21 protein-coding genes are annotated in these 23,840 nt (G+C 58.2%); 16 read left to right on the forward strand and 5 right to left on the reverse strand.

Annotation, left to right across the window (positions count from 1 at the left end):
* From ZBT109_RS01945 to ZBT109_RS01970, 6 genes are all read left to right on the forward strand, one after another.
* Positions 1-927, forward strand: a complete 927-nt coding sequence (locus ZBT109_RS01945) for an ABC transporter permease (RefSeq protein WP_027704593.1) — start codon at positions 1-3, stop codon at positions 925-927.
* Entirely contained in the window at positions 924-1,757 is an 834-nt protein-coding gene (locus ZBT109_RS01950) for an ABC transporter permease (RefSeq protein WP_027704594.1), read from the forward strand. The genes ZBT109_RS01945 and ZBT109_RS01950 overlap by 4 nt, the downstream gene beginning before the upstream one ends.
* Before the next feature lie 55 nt (positions 1,758-1,812).
* Positions 1,813-2,880: an ABC transporter substrate-binding protein gene (locus tag ZBT109_RS01955; protein WP_120185315.1), complete on the forward strand. Its 1,068-nt coding sequence runs from the start codon at positions 1,813-1,815 to the stop codon at positions 2,878-2,880.
* 141 nt (positions 2,881-3,021) lie between these two features.
* Complete coding sequence (locus ZBT109_RS01960; protein ID WP_051523676.1) at positions 3,022-4,410, forward strand: glutamine synthetase family protein; 1,389 nt, start codon at positions 3,022-3,024, stop codon at positions 4,408-4,410.
* Between the two features lie 367 nt (positions 4,411-4,777).
* Complete coding sequence (locus ZBT109_RS01965; protein ID WP_027704597.1) at positions 4,778-5,554, forward strand: MBL fold metallo-hydrolase; 777 nt, start codon at positions 4,778-4,780, stop codon at positions 5,552-5,554.
* Positions 5,555-5,582: 28 nt separating this feature from the next.
* The gene (locus tag ZBT109_RS01970) at positions 5,583-6,602 is read left to right on the forward strand and encodes a GlxA family transcriptional regulator (protein WP_051523677.1); all 1,020 of its coding nucleotides are present in this window, start codon (positions 5,583-5,585) and stop codon (positions 6,600-6,602) included.
* An 85-nt stretch (positions 6,603-6,687) separates the two neighbouring features.
* On the opposite strand, the gene ZBT109_RS01975 is transcribed toward ZBT109_RS01970, so the two are convergent.
* A complete protein-coding gene (locus tag ZBT109_RS01975) occupies positions 6,688-7,479 on the reverse strand; it encodes an AraC family transcriptional regulator (protein ID WP_027704598.1) in 792 nt (263 codons plus the stop codon).
* A 121-nt stretch (positions 7,480-7,600) separates the two neighbouring features.
* Here ZBT109_RS01975 and ZBT109_RS01980 point away from each other — a divergent pair, with 121 nt between their 5' ends.
* Entirely contained in the window at positions 7,601-8,761 is a 1,161-nt protein-coding gene (locus tag ZBT109_RS01980; RefSeq protein WP_038277693.1) for an MFS transporter, read from the forward strand.
* Positions 8,762-8,769: 8 nt separating this feature from the next.
* On the opposite strand, the gene ZBT109_RS01985 is transcribed toward ZBT109_RS01980, so the two are convergent.
* On the reverse strand, positions 8,770-9,510 hold the full coding sequence (locus ZBT109_RS01985; RefSeq protein WP_027704600.1) for an SDR family oxidoreductase: 741 nt from the start codon (positions 9,508-9,510) through the stop codon (positions 8,770-8,772).
* A gap of 95 nt (positions 9,511-9,605) precedes the next feature.
* On the opposite strand from ZBT109_RS01985, the gene ZBT109_RS01990 reads away from it, so the two are divergent.
* A complete protein-coding gene (locus ZBT109_RS01990; RefSeq protein ID WP_038277695.1) occupies positions 9,606-10,514 on the forward strand; it encodes a LysR family transcriptional regulator in 909 nt (302 codons plus the stop codon).
* A 269-nt stretch (positions 10,515-10,783) separates the two neighbouring features.
* Positions 10,784-13,360 (forward strand): ATP-dependent chaperone ClpB, encoded by a 2,577-nt coding sequence (gene clpB / locus ZBT109_RS01995; RefSeq protein ID WP_027704602.1) that lies wholly within the window; start codon positions 10,784-10,786, stop codon positions 13,358-13,360.
* Positions 13,361-14,245: 885 nt separating this feature from the next.
* On the opposite strand, the gene ZBT109_RS13500 is transcribed toward clpB, so the two are convergent.
* Positions 14,246-14,491, reverse strand: a complete 246-nt coding sequence (locus tag ZBT109_RS13500) for a hypothetical protein (RefSeq protein WP_145984465.1) — start codon at positions 14,489-14,491, stop codon at positions 14,246-14,248.
* Positions 14,492-14,637: 146 nt separating this feature from the next.
* Between ZBT109_RS13500 and ilvB the strand changes: the two genes are divergently transcribed.
* From ilvB to ZBT109_RS02030, 7 genes are all read left to right on the forward strand, one after another.
* Positions 14,638-16,368, forward strand: coding sequence for a biosynthetic-type acetolactate synthase large subunit (ilvB, locus tag ZBT109_RS02000; RefSeq protein WP_027704603.1), 1,731 nt, complete (start codon positions 14,638-14,640; stop codon positions 16,366-16,368).
* Positions 16,368-16,859 carry an acetolactate synthase small subunit gene (gene ilvN, locus ZBT109_RS02005; RefSeq protein ID WP_027704604.1) on the forward strand — a complete coding sequence of 164 codons (492 nt, stop codon included), beginning with the start codon at positions 16,368-16,370 and terminating at the stop codon, positions 16,857-16,859. The genes ilvB and ilvN overlap by 1 nt, the downstream gene beginning before the upstream one ends.
* A 91-nt stretch (positions 16,860-16,950) precedes the next feature.
* Positions 16,951-17,967, forward strand: a complete 1,017-nt coding sequence (gene ilvC / locus ZBT109_RS02010; protein WP_027704605.1) for a ketol-acid reductoisomerase — start codon at positions 16,951-16,953, stop codon at positions 17,965-17,967.
* A gap of 235 nt (positions 17,968-18,202) precedes the next feature.
* Positions 18,203-19,033 (forward strand): ABC transporter substrate-binding protein, encoded by an 831-nt coding sequence (locus ZBT109_RS02015; protein ID WP_027704606.1) that lies wholly within the window; start codon positions 18,203-18,205, stop codon positions 19,031-19,033.
* Positions 19,030-19,776: an amino acid ABC transporter permease gene (locus tag ZBT109_RS02020; RefSeq protein ID WP_051523678.1), complete on the forward strand. Its 747-nt coding sequence runs from the start codon at positions 19,030-19,032 to the stop codon at positions 19,774-19,776. The genes ZBT109_RS02015 and ZBT109_RS02020 overlap by 4 nt, the downstream gene beginning before the upstream one ends.
* A gap of 3 nt (positions 19,777-19,779) precedes the next feature.
* Positions 19,780-20,472: an amino acid ABC transporter permease gene (locus tag ZBT109_RS02025; protein WP_027704607.1), complete on the forward strand. Its 693-nt coding sequence runs from the start codon at positions 19,780-19,782 to the stop codon at positions 20,470-20,472.
* Positions 20,469-21,194 (forward strand): amino acid ABC transporter ATP-binding protein, encoded by a 726-nt coding sequence (locus ZBT109_RS02030; protein ID WP_027704608.1) that lies wholly within the window; start codon positions 20,469-20,471, stop codon positions 21,192-21,194. Before ZBT109_RS02025 ends, ZBT109_RS02030 begins: the two co-directional genes overlap by 4 nt.
* Before the next feature lie 118 nt (positions 21,195-21,312).
* Here the strand turns inward: ZBT109_RS02030 and ZBT109_RS13695 are convergent, their stop codons facing one another.
* Both ZBT109_RS13695 and feoB read right to left on the reverse strand, forming a co-directional pair.
* A complete protein-coding gene (locus ZBT109_RS13695) occupies positions 21,313-21,546 on the reverse strand; it encodes a FeoC-like transcriptional regulator (protein WP_027704609.1) in 234 nt (77 codons plus the stop codon).
* On the reverse strand, positions 21,534-23,837 hold the full coding sequence (gene feoB, locus ZBT109_RS02040) for a Fe(2+) transporter permease subunit FeoB (protein ID WP_027704610.1): 2,304 nt from the start codon (positions 23,835-23,837) through the stop codon (positions 21,534-21,536). Before feoB ends, ZBT109_RS13695 begins: the two co-directional genes overlap by 13 nt.
* Positions 23,838-23,840 lie beyond the last annotated feature (3 nt).

Here is a 23,840-nt window from a genome sequence, read left to right on the forward strand (position 1 = left end):
ATGGCTCAGACACTTCCCAAACCCTATAAGGGCCCCGCACCGGGCACGACGAGCGATGTAGGCCATCTGTTGTGGACTACGCTGCCGTCGGCACTGTGGATCGGCGTATTTCTGGTGCTGCCCAGCCTCTATCTGGTCGGCATGGCGTTCATGACCAACGATTCGTACGGTCAGCCCAGCCTGCCGCTCTCGACGCATGCTTTCGGTCAGCTTTCCGGTTACGGCTACCTTGGCTGGAGTCCGGGTAACCTGCAAACGCTATGGCGTTCGGTTTGGTACACGCTGCTGTCCAGCGGCATCACCGCGTTGGTGGCTTATCCGATCGCGGCCTATATCGCAGTCTGTCGCCCGTCGGTGCGTGCGCTGATGATTCTCGCGGTCGTGATGCCTTCGTGGACCAATCAGGTCGTGCGTGCGTTCGGGTGGATGAATCTACTGGCCCCGGGCACGCCATTGGCGAACGTTGCCAGTGCGCTGGGGTTCACGACGCCCGAGCTGGGCCTCTATCCCTCATCGTTCGCGGTGATGCTGGGGCTGGTCTACAACTTTCTGCCCTTCATGGTGCTGCCGCTCTACAACGCGTTTGAAAAGATGGATTACGGGCTAGTTGAAGCGGCGCGCGATCTGTATGCCACGCCACTCACGGCATTTCGAACGGCCATATTCCCGCAGACGCTGCCTGGACTGATGGCCGGGCTGGTGCTGGTGATGATCCCCGCCTTTGGCATGTACGTTGTGCCAGAACTGCTGGGCGGCGGTCGCGCGATGATGATCGGCAATTTGGTCGCCACACAGTTCGCCGAAGGGGCTAACTGGCCGCTGGGCGCCGCGGGAGCCTTGCTGATGCTGCTGGCTACGTTGCTGGGCATTATCTGCCTGCGCCGTCTGGGGCGTCGGTTCGGCGGCGGTGAGGAGGTGGTGATATGAAACGCAGGTCATTCCACCCTTGGCTAGCATCGTGCTGGTGGGCCGCCATGGTGTTTTTCTATCTGCCGCTGATCATCGTGGTGATCTTTTCCTTCAACAGCATCAACAGTGCCACGCATTTTGCCGGTTTCTCGCTGCGCTGGTATCAGCAGCTGTTGGGCAACGAGCAGATCATTACGGCGCTGCGTAACTCAATGGTACTTGCGGTGGGGTCGTCCTGTCTGGCCCTCGTGCTGGGCACGCTGCTGGGCTATGGGCTCTATCGCCACCGGGGCAAACGGGTGGGCTGGCTGATTGCACTGATTTACCTGCCCATCGTGATGCCCGACGTGGTGTTTGGGATCGCCGACATGTCGTTCTTTGTTCGTCTGAACAGCTGGACAGGTCTGTTCGCCCCGGGGCTGACAACGATGCTACTGGCGCACGTCACTTTCCAAATTCCGTTCGTGGCGCTACTGATCTATTCGCGCTTCGTGGGTCTGGATCCAACGCTGTTTGATGCCGCTAAGGACCTGTACGCCAATCCGTGGAAGCGCATGCAGTTGTTCATCCTGCCATCACTGAAACCGTCGCTGGTGGCCGGGTTCTTCCTTGCCTTCACGCTGTCCTTCGATGATTTCGTCATCAGCTTCTTCACTTCTGGCCCCGAAAGCGTGACGTTGCCGATCTATATCTGGGGCGCCATACGGCGTGGCGTATCGCCCGAAATTAATGCGATCGGGGCGCTGATGATCGGAGGGGGGCTGTTGGCGGCGCTGGGCAGCATGGTCGTCACCCTTCGCGTGCAGCGTCGGCAGGCCGAGCGTCCGCTGGTCAAGGCCACCCCCTAAGCGTGTTCTGTCGAATATCGAAGGTGCATTTCTAGTCAAAGAGCGGAGAATCACCATGAAGCTTAACCGTATGGCCCGAGGCGTGATCGCCACCGCGGTACTGTGTTCGACCGCGACGCTGGCGCAGGCACGTGAAACGCTTTATCTCTTCAACTGGACCGAGTACATGGATCCGGCGCTCATCACGGCGTTCGAGCAGCGCTACGATGTCGATGTGGTGCAGTCGTACTACGGCAGCCTCGGCGAGCTGTATGCCCGCTTGCAGTCGGGCGGTGATAGTCAGTTCGACCTTGTTGTACCGTCCAATTACTACATCCCGCGTCTGATCAGTGGGGGGCTAGTGCAGCCCATCGACCAATCGAAGCTGCCGCATTTAAAGAACGTGGCCCCAACGTTTACCAACCCCGCCTACGACCTTCATCTGCGCTATAGCGTGCCATACCTATGGGGCACGACAGGGCTGGTGTACGACATCCGTGATTTCCCGCAGGCCCCCGACAGTTGGTCGCTGCTATTCGATCCTCAGCAGAACCCGCGCCAGCCGTTCACGCTGCAGAACGATGGCAGTGTCATGATCGCTGCGGCGTGTGCCTGGCAGCACCACGGTAGCGGTTGCAACACGCCTGAGGCTTGGGCCGAAGCGGGCAAGCTGCTGCTCCAGACCAAGAAGCGCGCCAATTTTACCGGCTTCGTCGATGGCACGTCGGTATTGCCTATGCTGGCAAGAGGGGTGGATAAAGTCGCTATCAGCTACAACGGCGATTTCCTCAATGCCAAGCAGTCCGATCCGGAGAGTTTCAAGTATCTGCGCTATGTCATTCCCAAAGAGGGCAGCGAAATGTGGGTCGACAGCATGATGATTCCAGCCCACGCACCGCATCCCGCACTGGCCCACAAATTCATCGACTTCATGCTGGAGGCCGAGAACGGCGCTCGCCTGGCCAACTGGACGTGGTATTCCTCTCCCAACCAAGCTGCTGTGCCGCTGCTCAATCCCGCACTGCGCGAATCGCCTTCGCTGCCTACTGATGACGAGATGAAGCGTCTGGAACTGTTGCCTGTGCAGCAGGGCGAGCAGCTGACGGTGTTTCAGGAAATATGGAATGAGGTGCGCTCGCGCTGAGCGACGGGCCAGCGTGGGGCTGGTCCTAAGAGGACGGTCTTTCATCGACCTGAGGTCTTGGCGGTCGACAATGGTATGTGCACCACGGATGGCAGAGACGCTGTCCGGTGGCACGCTGATAAAGAGTGAACGGGGGTTCACATGACAGTCACGAATACCGCTCCCATCGATAATTCTCGCAACGAGGAGCTGGATGCTTGGATACGCGAGCACGGCATTACGGAAGTGGAATGCCTGGTCAGCGATATTACCGGCGTACTGAAGGGCAAGATTATGCCCGCCGACAAATACCTGCGCGGAGGGCGGCCGCGCCTGCCTGACTCGGTGTTTATCCAAACGGTCACCGGGGATTATCCCGAGGACGAGCATCTGGGCTTCTGGAACTTCTCCGAGCTGGATATGCAGCTGGTGGCCGATCCTCATGCGGCCTATCTGGTGCCGTGGGCCGAAGAGCCGACGGCTCAGGTGATCCATGACTGCTGCTATATGAACGGCAAGGCAGTGGAACTGTCGCCGCGTCATGTGCTTAAGCGAGTGCTGGCGCTGTATGAAGAGCGCGGCTGGAAGCCGGTGGTCGCGCCGGAAATCGAATTCTATTTGGTCAAAACAAACACCGATGCCGACTACCCGCTGGAACCCCCGGTCGGGCGGTCGGGGCGGCAGGAAACGGGGCGCCAATCCTATAGCATCGACGCGGTCAATGAGTTCGACCCGCTGTTTGAAGAGATGTACGACTTCTGCGAGCAGCAAGGGCTAGGCATCGACACGCTGATCCATGAGGAAGGTGCGGGACAGATGGAAATCAATTTCCAGCACGGCGATCCGCTCTTCCTCGCCGATCAAGTCGTGATCTTCAAGCGCACCATGCGCGAGACCGCGCTGCGCCACGGCATGTATGCCACGTTTATGGCCAAGCCAATGGCGGATGAGCCGGGCAGTGCGATGCACATTCACCAGAGCGTGATCAATGCTGAGACGGGAGAGAACCTGTTCGCCAGTTTGCCGAGCGAACCCAATAACCTGTTCACCCACTATATCGGGGGACTTCAACACTACATGGCGGCAGCGATGCCGTTTTTCGCGCCTAACGTCAACTCATGGCGACGCCTGATGCCCAGTTCCAGCGCAGGTAGCGCCCCGACCAACGCCGAGTGGGGGTACGACAACCGGACGGTAGGGCTGCGCGTGCCCATTGATGTTCCAGAGGCAACACGTGTCGAAAACCGTCTGCCGGGCGTCGATGCCAACCCCTATCTGGCGATGGCCGCCACACTGGCTTGTGGTTATCTTGGCATCCTGCACCAGCTCGAACCGCGCCCGCCGCTGGTACATTCCTCGCCGCACGGTGCCTTTAGCCTGCCATCCAACGTACTGAACGCTCTCGACCTGCTGCGGGAATGCCAACCGCTCATCGACATTCTCGGCGAGCGCTTCGTGCATAGCTATATCGCCGTCAAACATGCCGAGTACGATGCTTACTTCCATGTCATCAGCTCTTGGGAGCGCGAGCACCTGCTATTGAGGATGTAAGCCGCCGAGAAGCCATTTCTGATGATGCCAGTGGGGCTGGTGAGCGTGAGAGACAGATGGCACTGACGGGCAGGTGGTACGAGGGGCATTTCGCGCACCGTCCGTTGATAGCGTCAGCAGCCCCATCGTGGCAACGAAAAGAGGATGAATATCGTCTTTGCGTGTTGAGTCGTGCGGCCGTTTTCCGAAGTGCCTAGGTGATCGGCAGCCAAGGCATTAGGAGACAGTCGCGCTTCTTTCTTGAATGAAGAAGAACAGACTAGCCGCGAACGACATTGGCCCGATCTCATCGTATTCAGCCTCTAAGGCTACAGGCCGCGTGATCGCCATACGGCATGCTAAAGGCTCACTCAACAAGGAGCCGCTCATGCAGATCACACAGGTACGCAATGCCACCCAGCTCATTCACTATGCCAACAAACGCTTTCTTGTCGACCCTATGCTGGCCGATAAAGGCACTTATCCAGGGTTTCCGGGCTCATCCCGTTCGCATCTTTACAATCCACGGGTCGAGCTGCCCTGCGACATCGAACGCTTGCTGGATATTGACGCCGTTATCCTGACGCATACTCATCTTGATCACTGGGACGACGTTGCCGTCGACCGCATTCCCAAAGATATGCCGATCTTTGTCCAGAACGAACATGATCGTGCGTTGCTCGGTCAGCAGGGATTCACGCAGTTGACCGTGATGGGCGCCGCAACGCGCTTCGGCGATGTCACACTGACGCGCACTCTTGGGCAGCACGGGTCTGATGCCGCGTATGCCGATCCCGCAACGGCCGAACGCATGGGGGATGCTTGCGGCGTCATTTTCCGTCACGCTGATGAAGGGACCCTCTATCTGATAGGGGATAGCATCTGGACGCCGGTGGTTGAGCATACGCTCAAGGTTGTGCAGCCCGACGTGGTAATCGCCAACATGGGGTGGGCGCACATCATGCCATTCGGGGCGATCATCATGGGAGCGGAAGATACCGTACGCATTCACCATGCTGTGCCCGGCGCGCAGATCGTGGCGACGCATATGGAAGCCATCAATCACTGCCTACTGACGCGGGCAGCACTGCGCGAGTTTGTGCGCGACAACGGTGTCGCAGAGTACGTCCACATTCCTGAAGATGGCGAATCGGTGATTTTCTGACCTTCATTCACTGAGCCGAGGAGGCCCCATGACGACGCTGAACGTTGCGCTGCTGGTCACGCCTGATTTCAGTGCGTTTCACCTGTCTGTCCCCAGTATCCTGTTCAGCCAGCGAGCATCAGGGGAACCGCTCTTTTCGGTGAGTCTGTGCGCAGAAGTGCCGGGCATCAAGCGCTCTTCCGAAGGGTTCATGATGGATGCCGCTCAGGGGCTTGAGGCTCTGACTACTGCAGACATCGTTGTGCTGCCGTTCTGGCCTGATCCGCATCAGCGACCCAGTGCAGGGCTGATTGAGGCTCTACAGAAGGCGCATGCTCGTGGCGCATGGATTGCGGGGCTGTGCCTAGGCGCGTTCGTGCTGGGGTATGCCGGGCTGCTGGATGGGCGCAAGGCGTCGACTCATTGGGAATATGAAGCCGTATTTCAGGCCTGCTTTCCTGAGGCCCGGCTCGATATTAATGCGTTGTACACGCAGGATGACGGCATTATCACCTCCGCAGGCACGGCTGCGGCCATAGACTGCTGTCTGTGCATCGTTAGGGAGCGCTATGGCAGTGCGGTCGCCAACCGCATTGCCCGACGCATGGTGGTGCCTCCTTATCGTGAAGGCGGTCAATCGCAGTTCATTGAGTGCCCTGTGCCGCAGAGCACGGCAGATGCTCGCATCAATGGGTTGATTGAGCATCTGCGCCAGAACATCGCGGTTTCACATGATTTGGATGCACTGGCAGCACGTATTGCGATGAGCCGCCGTACTCTGACCCGCCATTTTATGAAGGCTACTGGGCAGAGCGTGACCCAGTGGCTGGTGCAGGAGCGGCTGCGTTTGACCCAAAACGCATTGGAAACCACCCGCTCGACAGTGGAACAGATTGCCGCTGCCGTTGGCTTCAATTCGCCTATTACCTTCCGCCAGCACTTCAAGGCGCGCTTTGGTGTCTCGCCGCAGGAATGGCGTCGACACTTCCAAGCGCAGGCGGCTAGAGCGCCCACGGCGGGTCCTGATCTATTTACAGCACGGTGTGCGTGTCCGGTGCGGTCGACCTGATCCTGCTATTTCGCCAAGGTGTTGTCTGTGTGAAGCGCTTTTGTGTGATGGGGAAGAGGACGTGTGGGGTGCCGTCCTCTATCTGTCAGTGAGCGAACCGACGTGGCGACACGGCGAACAGCTGCCTGAACGCGTGGATATATGCCGATGGCGTAGCGTATCCGACAGCGAGCGCAGTCTCTGTCACGTTTTTGCCTTCTCTCAGCAGCGCCAGCGAGCACAGCAGCCGCATGCGCTGACGCCATTGCTGGTAGGGCAGGCCCGTCGCGCGCAGAAAGCGACGGGAGAACGTCTGCGGCGAGAGGTGTGCACGCCTAGCGGCGTCTTCTCGATGATGGGGAAGATGGGGAGCGTGTTGTATCGCCATGCAGACCGCGTTCAAGCGCGGATCGGTCGGAAACGGCAGCATGAAATCGGCACGGGGCAGCGCCTGCAGTACTTCCAGCAGCACCGCCACCTTGCGCCCTGCCGCACTTTCTTCGTCATAGTCTTCCTCAACATGCGTGCAGGCATGATGAATGAAGGCTCGCGCAAACTCGTCCACGGCCACGACCTGCAGGGCAGGCGGTGTTCCGCCTAGCGCGGCTTCCTCGATATACAGGCTTTCCAACATCACCTCTTCCGCGGCCCACAGCGTATGAGCGCAGTGGGCGGGTATCCACATGCCGTATGCCGGTGGCAGTACCAGCGCGGTATCCGCGGCCTGCACTTGCATCAATCCTTCTCGTGCGAACATGAACTGCCACCAGTCGTGGCGGTGTTCCTCAACGCGTGTGCGTGCCGCGATTGGATAGGCACGAAAGAATACCGGGCGGGGAAGCACCGTCAGTGAACTGGTCGTTGCACTTTGCCAGTCGTCGGAGCGTCGTCGGGTCATGGCGGAATGCTCTTAGTCTTTGATACTTGCTCGACATAATGGCAGATCCTGTCGAAAGACGTCAGTGCTCGGCGTCATTACCCTAGTGGTGTGCTGAATGGGCAACCGCAAGGAGAGTGACATGAGGATGAACGCTGTATGGCCGTGGCTGATGGTCGTCAGTGCGGGTATCGGGCTGCGAGTGGGCATCGCGTCTGTTTCACCACTGCTGGATCGTATCCAGACCGAGCTGGGGGTTAGCACGGCCGCGCTCGGGCTGTTAACCGCCATTCCCGTGATCTGCATGGGCGGGCTGTCATTCATGGGCGGCGCCGTCGAGCGGCGATGGGGCCTGCTGCGAAGCATGCGGATAGCGCTAGGAGTGCTTGGCATAGGGTTGCTGTGGCGTGGCTGGGCGAACGGCTTTGCAGTGTTGGCGATGACCGCGATGCTGGTCGGTGTTGGCGATGCACTGATTCGGCCGCTGCTGTCTGGGTTCATCAAGCAGACCTTTGGAAACGAATCGCATGCGGTCATGGGGCTGTATGCGGCCAGTATGGGTATCGGCGCGGCGCTGTCGGCCTATACGACACCGCATCTGGCCGTGGCGTTGGGCTCATGGCAGTGGGGACTGGGCTGCTGGGCCGTGCCCGTGCTGCTAGCGCTGCTGATCTGGACACGGCGGCCCGTTCCCGCCAACTCTCCGCCGCCACGAACGACTGCGGCACCGCGGTTGGCCGCTATGGGGGTAGTGTGGCTGACGCTATTCTTCGGTCTGCAGGCGGGGGTGAACTACACGGTCGTCGCATGGCTGCCCAGTGTCTGTCTGGCGCAGGGCACAACGGCATCCACTGCGGCCTATCTGATGGCACTGTTCTTGTGCGTGCAGACGCTGAGCAGCCTGCTGTTTCCCCTCCTGCTGGGCCGCATGGGCCAGCGCCTGACGCTATTGAGCCTTGGTTTTGCAGGAGTGACCGCGGTGGGGATTATGGTGCTGGTGATGCCTTACGGCGGATGGATTGCCGCCGCGCTGTTGGGAATCGGCACCGGCGGTCTGTTTCCGATCGCCCTGTCACTGCCGCTGATCTTTTCAAAATCCGGCTACGAAGCCACGCGACTCAGCAGCTTGTCGCAGTCGGGCGGCTATGCACTGGGCGGGTTGCTGCCGTGGCTGACCGGTGTTGCCGTACCCATGCTGGGCGCGACGGTTGCTGTCGTGGTGCTGTGTCTGACGATGCTGATCGTGCTGATGATCGTCATCGGGAAAGTGACCGTTTATCAACGCTCTCTGCGCAGGGCATGACATTGGGCTTATTGCATCACCAGTCCACCATCGACGGCGTATTGGCTGCCGGTGACAAAGCGAGATTCGTCTGATAACAGAAACAGCGCGACGGCGGCGGCTTCTTCCGCACTGCCCATACGCTTCAGCGCTGTACGTGATGTGACGTCGGCTTCGAACGCTTGTCGAGCCTTTGCGGCCATAAAATGACGGAAGTCGGTATCAATCGGGCCAGCTTGCAGCATATTGACCCGAATGCTGCGTTCTCCCAGAGCGCTGGCCCAGCAGCGCGACAGTGACAGCAAGGCCCCTTTGGTGGCGGCATAGACGCTAGCCATTGCGCCACCTTCATAAGCGGATGTCGAGCCGGTGAGCACTACAGAGGCACCCTCATTCAGAAGCGGTGCCAGCTGCGCCATCAGAAGTACCGGGCCGCGCACATTGGCCGCCATCATGGTATCGAAATGGTCGGCGTTGACCTCGTCGACGGCCTTGATCGCGGCATACCCCGCATTCAGCCACAGGCCATCAAGTGGACCTACGGCTTTCACTTGCTCAACCAGCGCGTTGATCTGTGCGGAACAGCCTGCATCATGTGCCATGATCGTCGCGCTGTCGGGCAGCCTCTGGCGCAGGGCTTCTAGGCGTTCTTTATTGCGGCCGGTGCCGATGACCTGTCCGCCTTCTTCGGCAATACGTACCGCACCGGCTAAGCCGATACCGCTGGTCGCACCCGTGACCAGTAGTCGTTTTCCTTCAAAGCGTGCCATGTCCGTTCTCCTGTTGTGACGGGAATACGGTTCAACCTATCAGCAGAAACGGTGTAGGATAATGCGATGAATTCACATGATACTGTTGGGTGAAAATGAATAATGCGCTTACAGGACGCGACTTCGCTGAGCTGAAGGCGTTTATGATGATCGTAACGCACGGCTCATTCACACGGGCTGCGGCCTATCTCGGCATCACCCCCTCTACGTTGAGCACGTCCATCCGCCAGCTCGAAACGCGCTTGCAGGTGCGCTTGCTGAACCGCACGACGCGCAGCGTCTCGCCGACCTCAGCCGGAGAGCGGCTATTCCAGCGTCTACGCCCCGTGTTCAGCAGTATGGAAGAGGCGATCGACGAGTTGCGCGACACCGATATGCGCCTTGCCGGTAGGCTACGCCTGAACGTCTCGCGGGTAGCTGCCGTTCATTACCTAGCACCGCTATTGGGTGAGTTTATCGAGGCTTATCCCGAAATCATGCTGGATGTGGTGGTGGACGATCGTCTGGTGGATATCGTCGCCGAGCGCTTCGATGCGGGCATCCGGCTGGGCGAAAAACTGCACAACGACATGATTGCGCGACGTCTGAGCGGGGATCTGCTGATGAAGGTTGTCGCTGCGCCTGCCTACCTTGAGCGCCATGGCCGTCCTGAGCATCCACGTGAGCTGGTGCACCACCGTTGTCTGACCTATCGCAACCCGAGTGATGGTAGCGTCTATCGTTGGGAATTCGAGCGCGGGGGAGAACGGCTGGAAGTGGCCGTCAGCGGCCCGATTATCGTCGATGAACCGGCCATGCTCAGTACCCTTGCCTGTCAGGGAAGTGGTATCGGCTACCAGTTCGCACATCAGGTTGATGAGATGCTGGCCGATGGGCGCCTTGTACAGCTGCTTGATGAGTGGACGCCTGCGTTTCCGGGGTTCTATCTGTACTACTCCGCGCGGCAGGTGGCGGCACCACTGCGTGCACTGATCGACTTTATCGCCGAGCGGGCAGGAGCGTAAGTGCTCAAGGCGTTACACGTGAATAATCAGTGAGTGCGTGCGCCTTGCCTTTTTCTTTCGAATCTGATCTTGATCCTTCCTCGCGGCATCCCCATCTACTGGTTCAAAGCACAGGTCATCTGCTCAGTGCAGTCGCTACGCCCACTTTCGTCGTATCGGACTACGCTAGATATCAAGGCAGGTGTCTTCTGTCGACATGCGCCACATGGCGCGGAATCTTGCTGCTGTGACAGGCTGCCTATGCCTCCACAGCGCTCAGGAGGGTGCGTATGAATCTCGATCGTCTTACCAGTAAGCTACAGAATGCATTGTCCGAAGCTCAGTCGATTGCCGTCGGCCGCGGCAACAATCAGCTCCAAGCCGTTCACGTACTGTTAGCGCTGCTGAACGAGCGTGACAGCGGTATCCGTTCGCTGGTACAGCGTGTAGGTGCCGATCCGACAGTGGTCGAGCGAGTGCTGAATGCCGAGCTGGACAAGGAACCGACCGTTGGGCAGTTCGATGGCAACGTCACGATGGGCGCGTCGCTGGGCCGTCTGCTCAATCTGGCCGATCGTGAAGCGCAGCAGCGCGGCGACCGCTATGTCGCGACCGAATTGGTCCTGCTGGCGGCGTTGCAGATGAACGATGGCCTCAGCAAAGCACTGAAAGGTGCTGGACTGAGCGAACAGGGGCTGCGTCAGGCTATTGATGCCGTCCGCGGAGGAGAGACAGTGAACGATGCGGCTGCGGAAGAATCCCGCGAAGCGCTGGACAAATACACGACCGATCTGACCAAACGGGCGGCCGAAGGCAAGCTGGACCCGGTGATCGGGCGTGATGACGAAATTCGTCGCACCATCCAAGTGCTGCAGCGTCGTACCAAAAACAACCCGGTACTGATCGGTGAACCGGGGGTCGGTAAAACAGCAATTGTTGAGGGGCTGGCGAGCCGCATCATCAATGGTGAAGTGCCGGAAAGCCTCAAGAACCGGCGCGTGCTGTCGCTCGATCTTGGGTCGCTGCTGGCCGGAGCCAAATTCCGCGGTGACTTCGAAGAGCGTCTGAAAGCGGTGCTCAACGAGCTGGCGAAGGAAGAAGGCCGCGTGATCCTGTTCATCGACGAGCTGCATACGCTAGTAGGTGCAGGCAAGGCCGATGGCGCGATGGACGCGGGCAATATGCTGAAACCAGCGCTGGCGCGTGGCGAACTGCACTGCGTTGGGGCCACCACGCTCGATGAATATCGTCAGTACATTGAGAAGGATGCTGCGCTGGAACGTCGCTTCCAGAAAGTGATCGTCGACGAGCCGTCCGAAGAGGACACCATCGCGATACTGCGCGGGCTGAAGCAGCGCTATGAAGTGCACCACGGGGTAGAAATCACCGATGGTGCGATCATCGCGGCGGCCAAACTGTCTACGCGCTATATCACCGACCGCCAGCTGCCTGACAAAGCGATCGACCTGATCGACGAAGCGGCATCGCGCATCCGCATGGAAATGGACTCCAAACCGGAATCCATGGACCGCCTGGAACGCCGCCTGATTCAGCTCAAGATCGAACGCGAAGCGATCAAGAACGAAACCGACGAGGCCACCAAGAAACGCCTTGAGGTGCTGGAACAGCAGATCGACGATCTGGAACGTGAATATGCCGACCTCGAACAGGTCTGGACGTCTGAAAAAGCCAGTCTGCAGGGCGCTGCCGAGTTCAAGTCCAAGCTGGAACAGGCCCATATTGACCTCGAAGCGGCGCGCCGTCAGGGCGACCTGACCAAAATGTCCGAAATTCAGTACGGGGTGATTCCGAAGCTGGAAGCCCAGATCGCCGAAGCGAGCGAAGCGGAAGGCCGCAAATTGGAACTGCTGCGCTCCAATGTGACCGAAGAAGAAATTGCCGAAGTGGTTTCACGCTGGACGGGCATTCCGGTCGCGAAGATGCTTGAAGGTGAGCGCGATAAGCTGTTGCGCATGGAAGAAGCGCTGCATCAGCGCGTTATCGGTCAGGATGAAGCGGTCGAAGCGGTATCCAATGCCGTGCGCCGTTCCCGTGCCGGTATCGGTGACCCGAATCGTCCGAACGGTTCGTTCCTATTCCTCGGCCCGACCGGGGTCGGTAAAACCGAGCTGTGCAAGGCGCTGGCGGGCTTCCTGTTCGACACCGAAGAAGCCATGGTGCGCATCGACATGTCCGAGTTCATGGAGAAACACTCTATTGCTCGCCTGATCGGTGCACCTCCGGGCTACGTTGGCTATGAAGAAGGCGGCTACCTGACCGAAGCCGTACGACGCAAACCGTACTCCGTGCTGTTGCTGGACGAAGTGGAAAAAGCACACCCGGATGTGTTCAACATCCTGCTGCAGGTGCTGGAAGATGGTCGCCTGACCGATGGGCAAGGGCGTACCGTCGATTTCCGCAACACCGTGATTGTCATGACCTCTAACCTGGGCTCTGACATCATCCAGCAGTATGCCGGCAAGGACGAAAGCTACAGTGAAATGAAGGCGGCCGTAATGGGCGTCGTGGGCACGCATTTCCGCCCCGAGCTGATCAACCGTATCGACGAAGTGGTGGTGTTCCACCCGCTGGAAAAAGATCAGATCGAGCGGATTGCCTCCATCCAGTTGGATCGTCTGCGCCGCCGTCTGGCGGAACGCGACCTGGCACTCGAGCTGACACCCGATGCGTTGCATCTGCTGGGCGACGCTGGTTTCGACCCCGTCTACGGTGCGCGTCCGCTGAAACGCGCTATCCAGACGCGGCTTGAAAACCCGCTAGCGCAGGCGCTGTTGAGCGGCAAGTACGCCCCGGGTGCGACCGTCAAAGTCGATGTGCGCGATGGTGAGCTGGTACTGAATAGCTAAGCTTTGCCACTGAGTCCTGCGACTCGGCCGATCGAAAGCCCCTGCTCTTTGCGGAGTAGGGGCTTTCTTATTTTGCGCTCATGGCACCGAGGTTCTCCCAAGCCTGTCTTCGCTTCTGATACCGAGCGATGCCTCATGGTGTGGATGGCGCGCCCCTGCATTCTGCATTGCTGCCGCGTGGCGCAACACGGCTGTGCATGGTCTCCTTTACGATACTGCCCCCGCATCTACCCGCCATGGAGAGTATGACCTGCACGAGGCCATGGGCTTTGGTCGCGCTTAAACGAGCCTTTTCTATGTCTGTGCTGCATACCAAGGTGGGTGCTCATCATGTGATGACGTCGATGGCCTGCATGAGTTAGGCGCTGCATAGAAATGCTTCCGTGAGTCTCTTCCGTGCGAGGGCATCCCCGCATTCATGACGGGATAGTGATGTCGATGATGTGTATGTGAATCGGCATGCTATGAGGTGTTGTGGTGCACCGTTGGCGTGTGGCGGAATACGCTTGTTCGCGGTCGCGAATATGAGTGACTACACTTGATGAGACCTCTTGGCGAGGTCTCCACTTTCCCCCAGCGCAGTTTATCCCCCTGCGCTGGGGGATTTTTATTAGGTCGCTGCGGCACCGGGCATGGCGTGGCTGCTCATCTGAACGGACGTTATCAAGCGTTTCGATCTAGCACTTTGTTATTTCATTACAATGGCTTATTAATCAAAGAGATGGGCAGATAATCTGGTAGAGCATGTGGATGGCTTCGTGCACAGGCGGGGTGGTCTGCATAACAACGCGATGGTTGGGAAGCGAAGGGCTCGGCTGCTCTCGCTAGATACCAACGCTATATTCTCATAACCCTAAGTGGCGTTACCGTGCGGGCTGTGGCAGTTTATAAGGTATGCGCTGCCCATAATGGTGCTTTCATGCACGGGCGCAGTGCGGTATGAATACGGATTTTCTGCAAAGGCATTTTATGCTTCTGTTTCTTTGATTTTGAGCATATTGTTTTTGTTGTTGGCGTATTTTTAAATGAAATTTCTTTTATTGGCTTATTTTGGGCACGGTGTTGACAGATAGTGGCTACTATTGGAGTCTTAATACCCAAGGCAACAACAAGAGCCCTTGTCAGGGCCATCGGCCAGGCGCCTTCGCTCAGCAGTAACGGTTGGGATTTACGGTGCTTGGCATGCTCGGAAGCGGACAAGAACAGTAGACCGCTTTCTGCCCAAAGTGACATGTGATGATGACTGGACCTGCAAAGGGGAATACAACGTGAGCACAATGTTATCCGGTGCAGATATGGTGGTTCGCGCGCTGGCGGACGAAGGGGTCGAATACCTCTTCGGATACCCGGGCGGTGCGGCACTGCATATCTACGATGCCCTTCATCGGCAGGATCGCGTCAAGCATATTTTGGTACGCCATGAACAGGGCGCTACCCATATGGCTGACGGGTATGCCCGCGCGACAGGCAAGACTGGCGCAGTATTGGTGACCTCTGGCCCAGGGGCCACCAACACCATTACCGGTATTGCCACGGCTTACATGGACTCCATTCCGATGGTGGTGCTGTGTGGTCAGGTCGCGAGCCACCTGATTGGTGAAGATGCATTCCAAGAAACGGATATCATTGGTGTGACACGTCCGATCGTGAAGCACAGTTTCACCGTGCATCACCCGAGCGAGATCCCAGGCATCATCCGCAAGGCTTTTTATATTGCCAGTTCTGGTCGTCCCGGCCCTGTCGTCATCGACATCCCCAAAGACATGACGGCCATCGACAAGACTTTCGAATACGTCTGGCCCAGTTCGGTTGATCTGCGTTCCTATCAGGCCACCGTACGTCCGCATGGCGGGCAGGTTCGTAAGGCCTTCAGCGCACTGCTCGAAGCCCGCCGTCCGGTGCTGTTCGCTGGCGGTGGGGTCATCTCCGGCAATGCAGGCGAAGCACTGACCGCTTTTGCACGTCGCTTCGATCTGCCGGTTACCACTTCACTGATGGGCATCGGTGCCTTCCCGGGCAAGGATCGCCAATCGTTGGGCTGGCCGGGTATGCACGGTAGCGTCGAGGCCAATACGGCCATGCACGAAGCCGATCTGATCTTCTGCATCGGCGCGCGTTTCGACGACCGCGTAACCAACAACGTACGCAAGTTCTGCCCCGATGCCACAATCGTACACGTCGACATCGACCCGAGTGCGATCTCTAAGACTGTCGTGGCGGATATCCCGATCGTGGGCAGTGCCAGCGATGTGTTAGCCGAGCTGAGCCGTCTGGCGGACGAACAGAAGGGCCGTGCCCTCGACGACTACCGCCAAGCACTGGCACCGTGGTGGGCGCACATCGACGATGTCCGTCAGCAGTCCACGAAGTGGCGCTACACGCCGGCAACAGGCGATGCTCAGCCGAAGCCTCAGCAGGTCGTGGAGGCGGTCTACAACATCACCGAAGGTAAGGCGATCGTTGTTACTGACGTGGGTCAGCACCAGATGTTCGCGGCCCAATACTACCCTTGTGAACGTCCGCGTCAGTTCCTGACCTCGGGCGGACTGGGAACGATGGGCTACGGTTTCCCGGCGGGTATCGGGGCCAAGGTCGGCTGCCCTGATCAGACGGTCGTCGTCTTCACGGGTGAAGGCAGCTTCCAAATGATGATGCAGGAATTCGGTACCTGCCGTCAGTACGACATCCCTGTCAAAATCGTGGCATTGAACAATAGTTTCCTTGGCATGGTGCACCAGTGGCAGGGCATGTTCTATGATGGTCGCTATTCCGAATCGTTGATGCAGACCACGCCCGATTTTGATCTGATCTGCCGTGCCTACGGTTTCCGCGCCATTAAGGTGACGCGAGCCGACGAACTCGAAGCGGCGCTCGAAGACGCCTTCCGCGACCCGAACGAACTGGTCATGCTGGATATCGCCGTCGAACCGTCCGAACAGGTCTATCCGATGCAGATTCCGGGTGGGGCCATGAACGAAATGCGCGTATCGGATACGGAGGTTGTGTAATGCGACATGTCATCTCAGTCTTGCTTGAGAATGAACCGGGTGCCCTGTCGCGTGTCGTCGGCCTCTTCTCACAGCGCAATTTCAACATTGAGACATTGAACGTCGCGCCGACTGAAGAACCCTCGCTGTCACGGCTGACCGTGACGACGACCGGTGATCGTCGTCGCATTGAACAGATCATCAAGCATCTCAACCGGCTGATCGAAGTGGTCAAGCTGGTGGATCTGACCGAAGGCAATCACGTAGAACGTGAACTTCGACTCGTTAAGGTCAAGGCGACTGGGCAAATGCGTGCCGAAATCAAACGCACGGCGGACATCTTCCGCGCTCAGATTGTCGATGTGACCCCCAGCGTCTATACCCTGCAGATCACAGGGGACGCTGAAAAGATCAGTGCCTTCATGCAGGCACTGGCGCCTGCCACCGTGCTTGAAACAGCAAGCACTGGCGTTGCAGGTCTCGCTCGCGGTGACAAGGTGTTGGCGCTGTAACCCGTTGTGCTCACATGTACCGTTTCCATCCCGCTGTACAACGCTAACCGTACAAACGGACCCATAATTTCAGCAGACAGGAACAGTCATCATGCAGGTCTACTACGACAAGGATTGTGATCTTTCTCTCATCCAGGGCAAGAAAGTCACCATTCTGGGCTACGGCTCTCAGGGCCACGCGCACGCCAACAACCTGAAAGAATCCGGTGTCGACGTTACTATCGCACTGCGCAAGACCTCTACGTCCTGGGCAAAAGCCGAAGCCGCTGGTCTGACCGTCAAGGAAGTACCGGAAGCCGTTAAAGGCGCTGACGTTGTCATGATTCTGGCCCCTGATGAAAATCAGAAACAGATCTACTACCGCGATGTCGAACCGAACCTGAAAGAAGGCGCAGCACTGGCATTCGCTCACGGTTTCAATGTTCACTTCGAACAGATCGAACCGCGTGCTGACCTCGACGTCATCATGATCGCGCCGAAAGCGCCGGGTCATACTGTTCGTCAGACCTACACGCAGGGCGGCGGTGTTCCGGCGCTGATCGCTATCGCGCAAGACGCCAGTGGCCAGGCGCGCGACATCGCGCTGTCCTACGCTTCTGCCAACGGTAACGGCCGTGCGGGTATCATCCACACGACGTTCAAAGAAGAAACTGAAACCGACCTCTTCGGCGAACAGGCGGTACTGTGCGGCGGTGTTACGGCACTGATTCAGGCAGGTTTCGAAACGCTGGTCGAAGCAGGTTATGCTCCGGAAATGGCGTACTTCGAATGTATGCACGAAATGAAACTGATCGTTGACCTGATGTACGAAGGTGGTATGGCCGACATGCGCTACTCCATCTCCAACACCGCTGAATACGGTGACTACATCACTGGCCCGAAAGTTGTCACAGAAGACACCAAAAACGCTATGCGCGGTGTTCTGAAAGACATCCAAGACGGTACTTTTGCTCGCGACTTCATCCTGGACAACCAGGCTGGCTTCCCGAGACTGAAAAACAGCCGTCGTATCGGTGCTGAACACCCGATCGAAAAAGTGGGCACCAAGCTGCGTGCGATGATGCCGTGGATCGCTGCTCACAAGATGGTCGACAAAGCGAAGAACTGATTTTCGGTTCTTCTACTGTCGTACCCTTCAATGCCCACCTTATGGTGGGCATTGTCATTTCAGCGTGATGATGAGACGCTGTTCCATACGACATGCCTCTGTCTTTTTAAGCGCCTTTATTCCATCAGTGAATAAAAACCTTCGAATTCATTCCTTCAGGTATGTTCCCTCGCGTGGTATCAATAGTTCATTGCTTACATGAATATTCCATCTAGCCATGGCGAGGATCAACCCTATGAAACTACTGCCTTTTATCGCCGCAGCAGCGCTGAGCGTGCTGGCCCCTCTGGCCCATGCCGATCGTTTGGATGACATTCGCCGTGCAGGGGAGCTGAAGGTAGCGACTTTTGATGGCAACCCGCCTTTCGGTTTCATTGATACCAAGACCCACCAGCTAGACGGCCTTGATGTCGACTACGCGAAGGCACTGGCTAAACATCTGGGCGTGAAGTTGAAGCTGGTGCCGACCAATCCTGCCAACCGCATGCCGTTGCTGGTGTCGGGTAAGGTGGATCTGGTCGCGGCCAACTTCACTGTTTCGCCTGAGCGTGCTCAGCAGGTCGATTTCAGCATTCCCTATTTTGCTTCTGGTCAGCAGTTCATCGTGCGCAAAGGTACGCTGACCTCGCCTGACATCCTTAATCGCTGGCGTGTCGGTGTGGACAAAGGCACCGTGAACGAAGGCGTACTGCGCGAGAAATTCCCGAAAGCGAAGGTTATTGCCTACGACGACACGCCGTTTGCGTTCGCCGCTCTGCGCAACGGCAGCGTGCAGGCCATCACTCAGGACGGCACCAAACTGGTTGGTCTGCTGGCGACCGTTCCTGACCGTGACGACTACGAAGTGCCGCCGCTGACGCTGTCCAACGACCTAATCGCTGTCGGTATTCCGAAAGGTGAGACCGCACTGAAGAAAGAAGTCGACGATACGCTGTTGGCGCTGGAGAAAGACGGTGAAGCACAGCGCATCTATGACAAATGGTTCGGGCCGGACAGCCGCACGCCGCTGACACGCAACTACCGCATCGGTCAGTCCGCACCGGTAGAAGGTGCCGCTGCCAAATGAGCGTGCTGTCACTCTGGGGAGAGCCACTGGCCCCGCAGTACACGGACATGATCTGGTCCGGGCTGCAATGTACGCTGGTGCTCTCCATTGAATCGATTGCCCTAGCCTTGGTGCTGGGGCTGTTGCTATGCATTGCCCGCATGTCGCCGCTGGCTCCCGTACGTGGCATCGCTATCGGTTGGCTGGCGCTGTTCCGCAATACCCCGCTGCTGGTGCAATTGCTGTTTTGGTATTTCGCCTTTCCTGGGTTATTGCCGCAGTCTGTGCGTCTGGTGTTGATGACGCCGGCCGAATGGACGCTGTTCGGCACGGTGTGGGAAAGCCCTTCGTGGGAGTTCTTAGCATCGCTGATCGGGCTGACGCTCTATACCGCTTCTTATGTAGCGGAAGAGTGCCGTTCTGGAGTGGCCACGGTCAGTAAGGGGCAGTGGCGTGCAGCGCAGGCGCTCGGTATGACATCAGGGCAGGCTTGGCGCTCTGTAATCCTGCCGCAGGCGCTGCGCGCGGTAGTGTCGCCATTGATGGGCCAGTTCATGAACGCGATCAAGAATTCGTCACTGGCGATGGCGGTCGGCTATGCCGAGCTGTTTTACGTGTGCGGGATGATCAATGATGCGACCCAGCGTACCTTTGAGCTGTTCGGTATCGTGACCGTGCTCTATATCGCCACAGTAGGCGTTGTCGAACTGCTGAATGCCATCCTGACAGCCTGTATGACGCCGCTGCATGGACGGAGGAACTAAGTCATGGATCTATCCGTCATCGTCGACAACTTCCGCTATTTCATGGTGGGCCTGTGGCCAGAAGGGCCGCTGCAGGGCGCTGCCATTACGGCCATTCTCAGTCTGACCTCGGGGGCTTTGTCCGCTGTTGTCGGTATTGTGTTTGGCATCATGCTAGCCTGCTGCCCGCGTTGGGCACGCATCATTATCGTCCCGATACTGGGGTTCTTTCGTTCCATTCCCATTGCGATGCTGATCTTTGTGGTGTATTTCGTGCTGCCCAAGCTGGTCGGGGTGCATGGCACTACACCGCCAATGCTGACCATTACGCTGTCGCTGGGAACGGTGGGTGGAGCCTATCTGGCCTACAGCGTGGCTGCGGGTATCAACAGTATTCCCAAGGGGCAATGGCGTGCAGGTAAGGCGCTGGGGCTGTCGTGGCCGCAGGTCATGGGGCGCGTGATCCTGCCACAGGCGCTTCCTCGCATGCTGCCGTCGTTCGTCAATCAGTGGGTATCCCTAATCAAGGATACGTCGCTTGCCTACATTATCAGCACGGCCGATCTGACCTTTCTGGCGCGTCAGGTCAGTAACACCGTCATGACGCAGCCCGCGGTCATCTATCTGTTCGTGGCGCTGATTTACTTCATCTGCTGCTCGCTGCTGGACGTACTGGCGGTAGGCCTTCGCAAGACGCTATCAGGAAAAACGGTATGATCAGTATTCGGAATGTCAGCAAGCACTACGGCCATTTCCAGGTGCTGAGCGACTGTAGCCTCGATGTGGCGGAAGGCGAGGTTGTCGTTATTTGTGGGCCGTCTGGCTCGGGTAAATCCACGCTGATCACGCTGGTGAACGCGCTGGAACCGTTCGATAGCGGTGACATTATCGTCGAAGGGCAATCGCTTAAGTCTGTGCGCAATTTAGCTGCGTTTCGCTCGCGTATCGGTATGGTTTTTCAGCATTTTGAGCTGTTCCCGCACCTCAGTGTGATCGACAACGTGACGCTGGCGCAGCGCAAAGTGCTGAATCGCTCACAGGCTGAATCCGTCGAGCGCGCCGAGCAGATGCTAGAGCGTGTCGGGTTGCTGTCACAGCGTGATAAGCGACCGGCGCAGCTGTCTGGTGGTCAGCAGCAGCGAGTGGCCATTGCTCGAGCGCTGGCGCTGGATCCTGTCTGCATGTTGCTGGATGAACCAACGTCCGCGCTGGATCCCGAAATGGTGGGTGAAGTGCTGGACGTGTTGCGAGATTTGGCTAGCGGGGGGATGACGATGATCTGCGTGACCCATGAAATGGGCTTTGCGCGTCACGTTTCTGATCGCGTGGTCTTCATGGATCAAGGCCGAATCATTGAAGATGTGCCGACCGCACAGTTCTTCGAACAGCCGCGCAGCGAGCGCGCCCAGCAGTTCCTGTCACGGCTGCTGTCACACTGAGCTGATCACACCCGCAGCGGTGACCGGGCACCAAAGCCCACCAATAAGAACGTCCGCCTTTCTCTCGTCAGGGAAAGGCGGACGTGTCGTTTCTGGAAGGTGAGAAATAATTGAGAGGCTAAGTACGCAAGCGGAATAGAGGCACCACACAGCTTTGGCTGTCGGGGCAGTGGCGGCAGTGCTTGCTAACGGAGCAGGTGCTATCAGCTGCAACGCGCTCAATTCGGCCACCGCGTTCGAGGTGCTCAATCATGGCCGTCACCAACGGAAGGGGCCGCCCAGTTGCTTTGCCCAGTGCTTCGGCCGAGATGCCTGACGGTGCGTTCCGCAGCTGCTCAATCAGTGCGAGCACGAAGACGTTCCTACGGTGATATGCGACGGTAGCGTTTCCATATGTGTTCCACGCTGCCGCATGGTCAGCAACAGTAAGGCATTGACCACCACGACGGCTCCGATGCAGAGGCTGCTGTACAACGGGTGATCGGCAAAGGTCACCAGCTGATAGAACAGCGTGGCCACGGAATAGGCCATGTCCAGCCCCCACAGAATGGAAAACAGCATCCAGCGGCCGCTTGTTTCGCGAGCGATAGTGCCCATGACCGATGCACACGGCACGTACAGCAGCACGAAGATCAAGTAGCTGTAGGCGGCGATGCCGCTGCCGAAGTGCGATGCCATGATGCCCATGGTGCTAGTATCCATGGAGCCATCGCCCATACTGCCTTCGATTGGGTTGTTGAGGGTTTGCAGCGAGAATGCGTTCGCCAGCCCATCTTGCGTATCCGTCAGAGCGGATTTTAAACCATCCCACAGGCTATAGGCTTCGGGATCGAACGGCTCTTCGCGCAGGCTGTCAGCGGTATACAGTGTGTTGAGTGTACTGATAACCACTTCCTTGGCCATGGCCCCTGTGACTAGGCCGACCGTGGCCTGCCAGTGATCGGGCGCGATGCCAATGGGCTGGAGTGCCGGAGTGATCCACTGGCTGACCGAGGCCAGCGCAGACTGGTCAAGGCGACCGTCGACCGGCCTGCCCGTAATCGACAGGCTGTTCAGCCCACCGATCACAATGCTCGCGCAGACAATGACCTTCCCTGCACGCAGTACGAACCCCTTGAGACGCAGCCAAGTCTGGATGAGTAGGCTGCCGACCCGTGGGCAATGGTAGGGCGGTAGTTCCATCACGAACGGTTGCGCTTCACCCCGAAGTAGGGTGTGGCGCAGTACCCAACCAGTGAACAGTGCGACCACGATGCCCAGCAGATACAGAGAGAAGACGATGCTGGCCCCGTGCTGTGAGAAAAAGGCGCCCGCAAAGACAGCGAAGATCGCCAGCCGTGCGCCGCAGGACATAAACGGTGCCATCATGATGGTCATCAGTCGCTCGCGTGGCGAGTTGAGCGTACGAGTCCCCATGATGGCAGGTACGTTGCAGCCGAAACCCACGATCAGCGGTACGAACGATTTTCCGGGCAGCCCCAGTGCCTGCATCACGCGATCAACGACAAAGGCGGCACGCGCCATGTAACCCGAGTCTTCAAGGAAGGCCAGGCAGAGGTACATCAGCCCGATCTGTGGGATGAGTGGCAGCACTGTGGTGATACCGCCGCCGATACCCTGCGCGAGGAAGATGGTCAGCCAGTCGGGAAAGCTGAGCTGATACCCCAGCCACTGAATGCCATCAACGAACACGGTGGACGCGGCACCATCGAACAGTGGCTGTATGCCCCCGCCCACGTTGATGGAGATGAAGAACATCAGATACATCACCAGCAGGAATACGGGCAGTCCCAGCCAGCGGTTGAGGGCAATGTGGTCCAGCGCACGATCAAAGGAACCGCGCTGTTGTTGCTGCTGGGTGGTGCAATCGCTCAGCAGGCGATTGATCTGTTCATAGCGTGTGGCGGCGATCAGCAGCGGCGCATCACATTGATGTTCATCAAGATGTGCTTTGACCGTCGGCATCAGATGAGCGGCCTGACCAACACGCGCTGGCAGGTGCTCTTCGCCCTCCAGCATCTGCAAGGCCAGCCAGCGTTGCTGCTGGGGAAGATAGTGCTGAGGCATCGCCTGTTCGAGCATACGCAGCGCGTCTTCGACCGTTGGATCGTACTCGATCTGTAGCTCAATGGGTGACAGTGTGACCAGCGTGTCGATGGCGTCATGCAGCTTGTCTACGCCTCGGCCACGCGAAGAAATCAGTGGCACGACCGGACAGCCCAGAAACTCGGCCAACTTCTGCTGGTCGATGACGATGCCATGGCGCTGAGCGATATCCAGCATGTTGAGCGCCAGAATGCAGGGCACGCCCAGCTCGCGCAGCTGCAGCGTCAGGTAGAGATTACGTTCGAGGTTGGCGCCATCAACAACGTTAATGATGGCATCGGGTTGGTGTTCAAGCAGAAAGCTGGAGGCGACACGCTCATCGAGAGACGAGTCACGTGCATTGGGCGTCAGTGAATAGACACCGGGCAGGTCGACGAGTGTCACGGCGTGCTGCTGGGTGCTGAACTGACCCAGTTTGCGTTCGACGGTTACGCCAGGCCAGTTGCCGACCCGTTGATGAGCGCCTGTCAGTTGGTTGAAAAGGGTCGTTTTGCCTGCATTGGGATTGCCGATCAGGCCGATGGTCAGACTGCTCATGGT

The organism is Zymobacter palmae, assembly GCF_003610015.1.
Taxonomy (GTDB): Bacteria; Pseudomonadota; Gammaproteobacteria; order Pseudomonadales; family Halomonadaceae; genus Zymobacter; species Zymobacter palmae.

What these genes read in the sequence shown, in the direction of transcription:
- ZBT109_RS02020 (WP_051523678.1), top strand. Translation starts at nt 19,030, where the DNA reads ATGAGCGTGCTGTCACTCTGGGGAGAGCCACTGGCCCCGCAGTACACG.
- ZBT109_RS01955 (WP_120185315.1), top strand. Translation starts at nt 1,813, where the DNA reads ATGAAGCTTAACCGTATGGCCCGAGGCGTGATCGCCACCGCGGTACTG.
- ZBT109_RS01945 (WP_027704593.1), top strand. Translation starts at nt 1, where the DNA reads ATGGCTCAGACACTTCCCAAACCCTATAAGGGCCCCGCACCGGGCACG.
- ZBT109_RS01990 (WP_038277695.1), top strand. Translation starts at nt 9,606, where the DNA reads ATGAATAATGCGCTTACAGGACGCGACTTCGCTGAGCTGAAGGCGTTT.
- feoB (WP_027704610.1), bottom strand. Translation starts at nt 23,837, where the DNA reads ATGAGCAGTCTGACCATCGGCCTGATCGGCAATCCCAATGCAGGCAAA.
- ZBT109_RS02030 (WP_027704608.1), top strand. Translation starts at nt 20,469, where the DNA reads ATGATCAGTATTCGGAATGTCAGCAAGCACTACGGCCATTTCCAGGTG.
- ilvC (WP_027704605.1), top strand. Translation starts at nt 16,951, where the DNA reads ATGCAGGTCTACTACGACAAGGATTGTGATCTTTCTCTCATCCAGGGC.
- ZBT109_RS01960 (WP_051523676.1), top strand. Translation starts at nt 3,022, where the DNA reads ATGACAGTCACGAATACCGCTCCCATCGATAATTCTCGCAACGAGGAG.
- ZBT109_RS02025 (WP_027704607.1), top strand. Translation starts at nt 19,780, where the DNA reads ATGGATCTATCCGTCATCGTCGACAACTTCCGCTATTTCATGGTGGGC.
- ZBT109_RS01980 (WP_038277693.1), top strand. Translation starts at nt 7,601, where the DNA reads ATGAGGATGAACGCTGTATGGCCGTGGCTGATGGTCGTCAGTGCGGGT.
- ZBT109_RS01970 (WP_051523677.1), top strand. Translation starts at nt 5,583, where the DNA reads ATGACGACGCTGAACGTTGCGCTGCTGGTCACGCCTGATTTCAGTGCG.
- ZBT109_RS02015 (WP_027704606.1), top strand. Translation starts at nt 18,203, where the DNA reads ATGAAACTACTGCCTTTTATCGCCGCAGCAGCGCTGAGCGTGCTGGCC.
- ZBT109_RS01950 (WP_027704594.1), top strand. Translation starts at nt 924, where the DNA reads ATGAAACGCAGGTCATTCCACCCTTGGCTAGCATCGTGCTGGTGGGCC.
- ZBT109_RS01985 (WP_027704600.1), bottom strand. Translation starts at nt 9,510, where the DNA reads ATGGCACGCTTTGAAGGAAAACGACTACTGGTCACGGGTGCGACCAGC.
- ilvN (WP_027704604.1), top strand. Translation starts at nt 16,368, where the DNA reads ATGCGACATGTCATCTCAGTCTTGCTTGAGAATGAACCGGGTGCCCTG.
- ZBT109_RS01975 (WP_027704598.1), bottom strand. Translation starts at nt 7,479, where the DNA reads ATGACCCGACGACGCTCCGACGACTGGCAAAGTGCAACGACCAGTTCA.
- ZBT109_RS01965 (WP_027704597.1), top strand. Translation starts at nt 4,778, where the DNA reads ATGCAGATCACACAGGTACGCAATGCCACCCAGCTCATTCACTATGCC.
- clpB (WP_027704602.1), top strand. Translation starts at nt 10,784, where the DNA reads ATGAATCTCGATCGTCTTACCAGTAAGCTACAGAATGCATTGTCCGAA.
- ilvB (WP_027704603.1), top strand. Translation starts at nt 14,638, where the DNA reads ATGTTATCCGGTGCAGATATGGTGGTTCGCGCGCTGGCGGACGAAGGG.
- ZBT109_RS13500 (WP_145984465.1), bottom strand. Translation starts at nt 14,491, where the DNA reads ATGGCCCTGACAAGGGCTCTTGTTGTTGCCTTGGGTATTAAGACTCCA.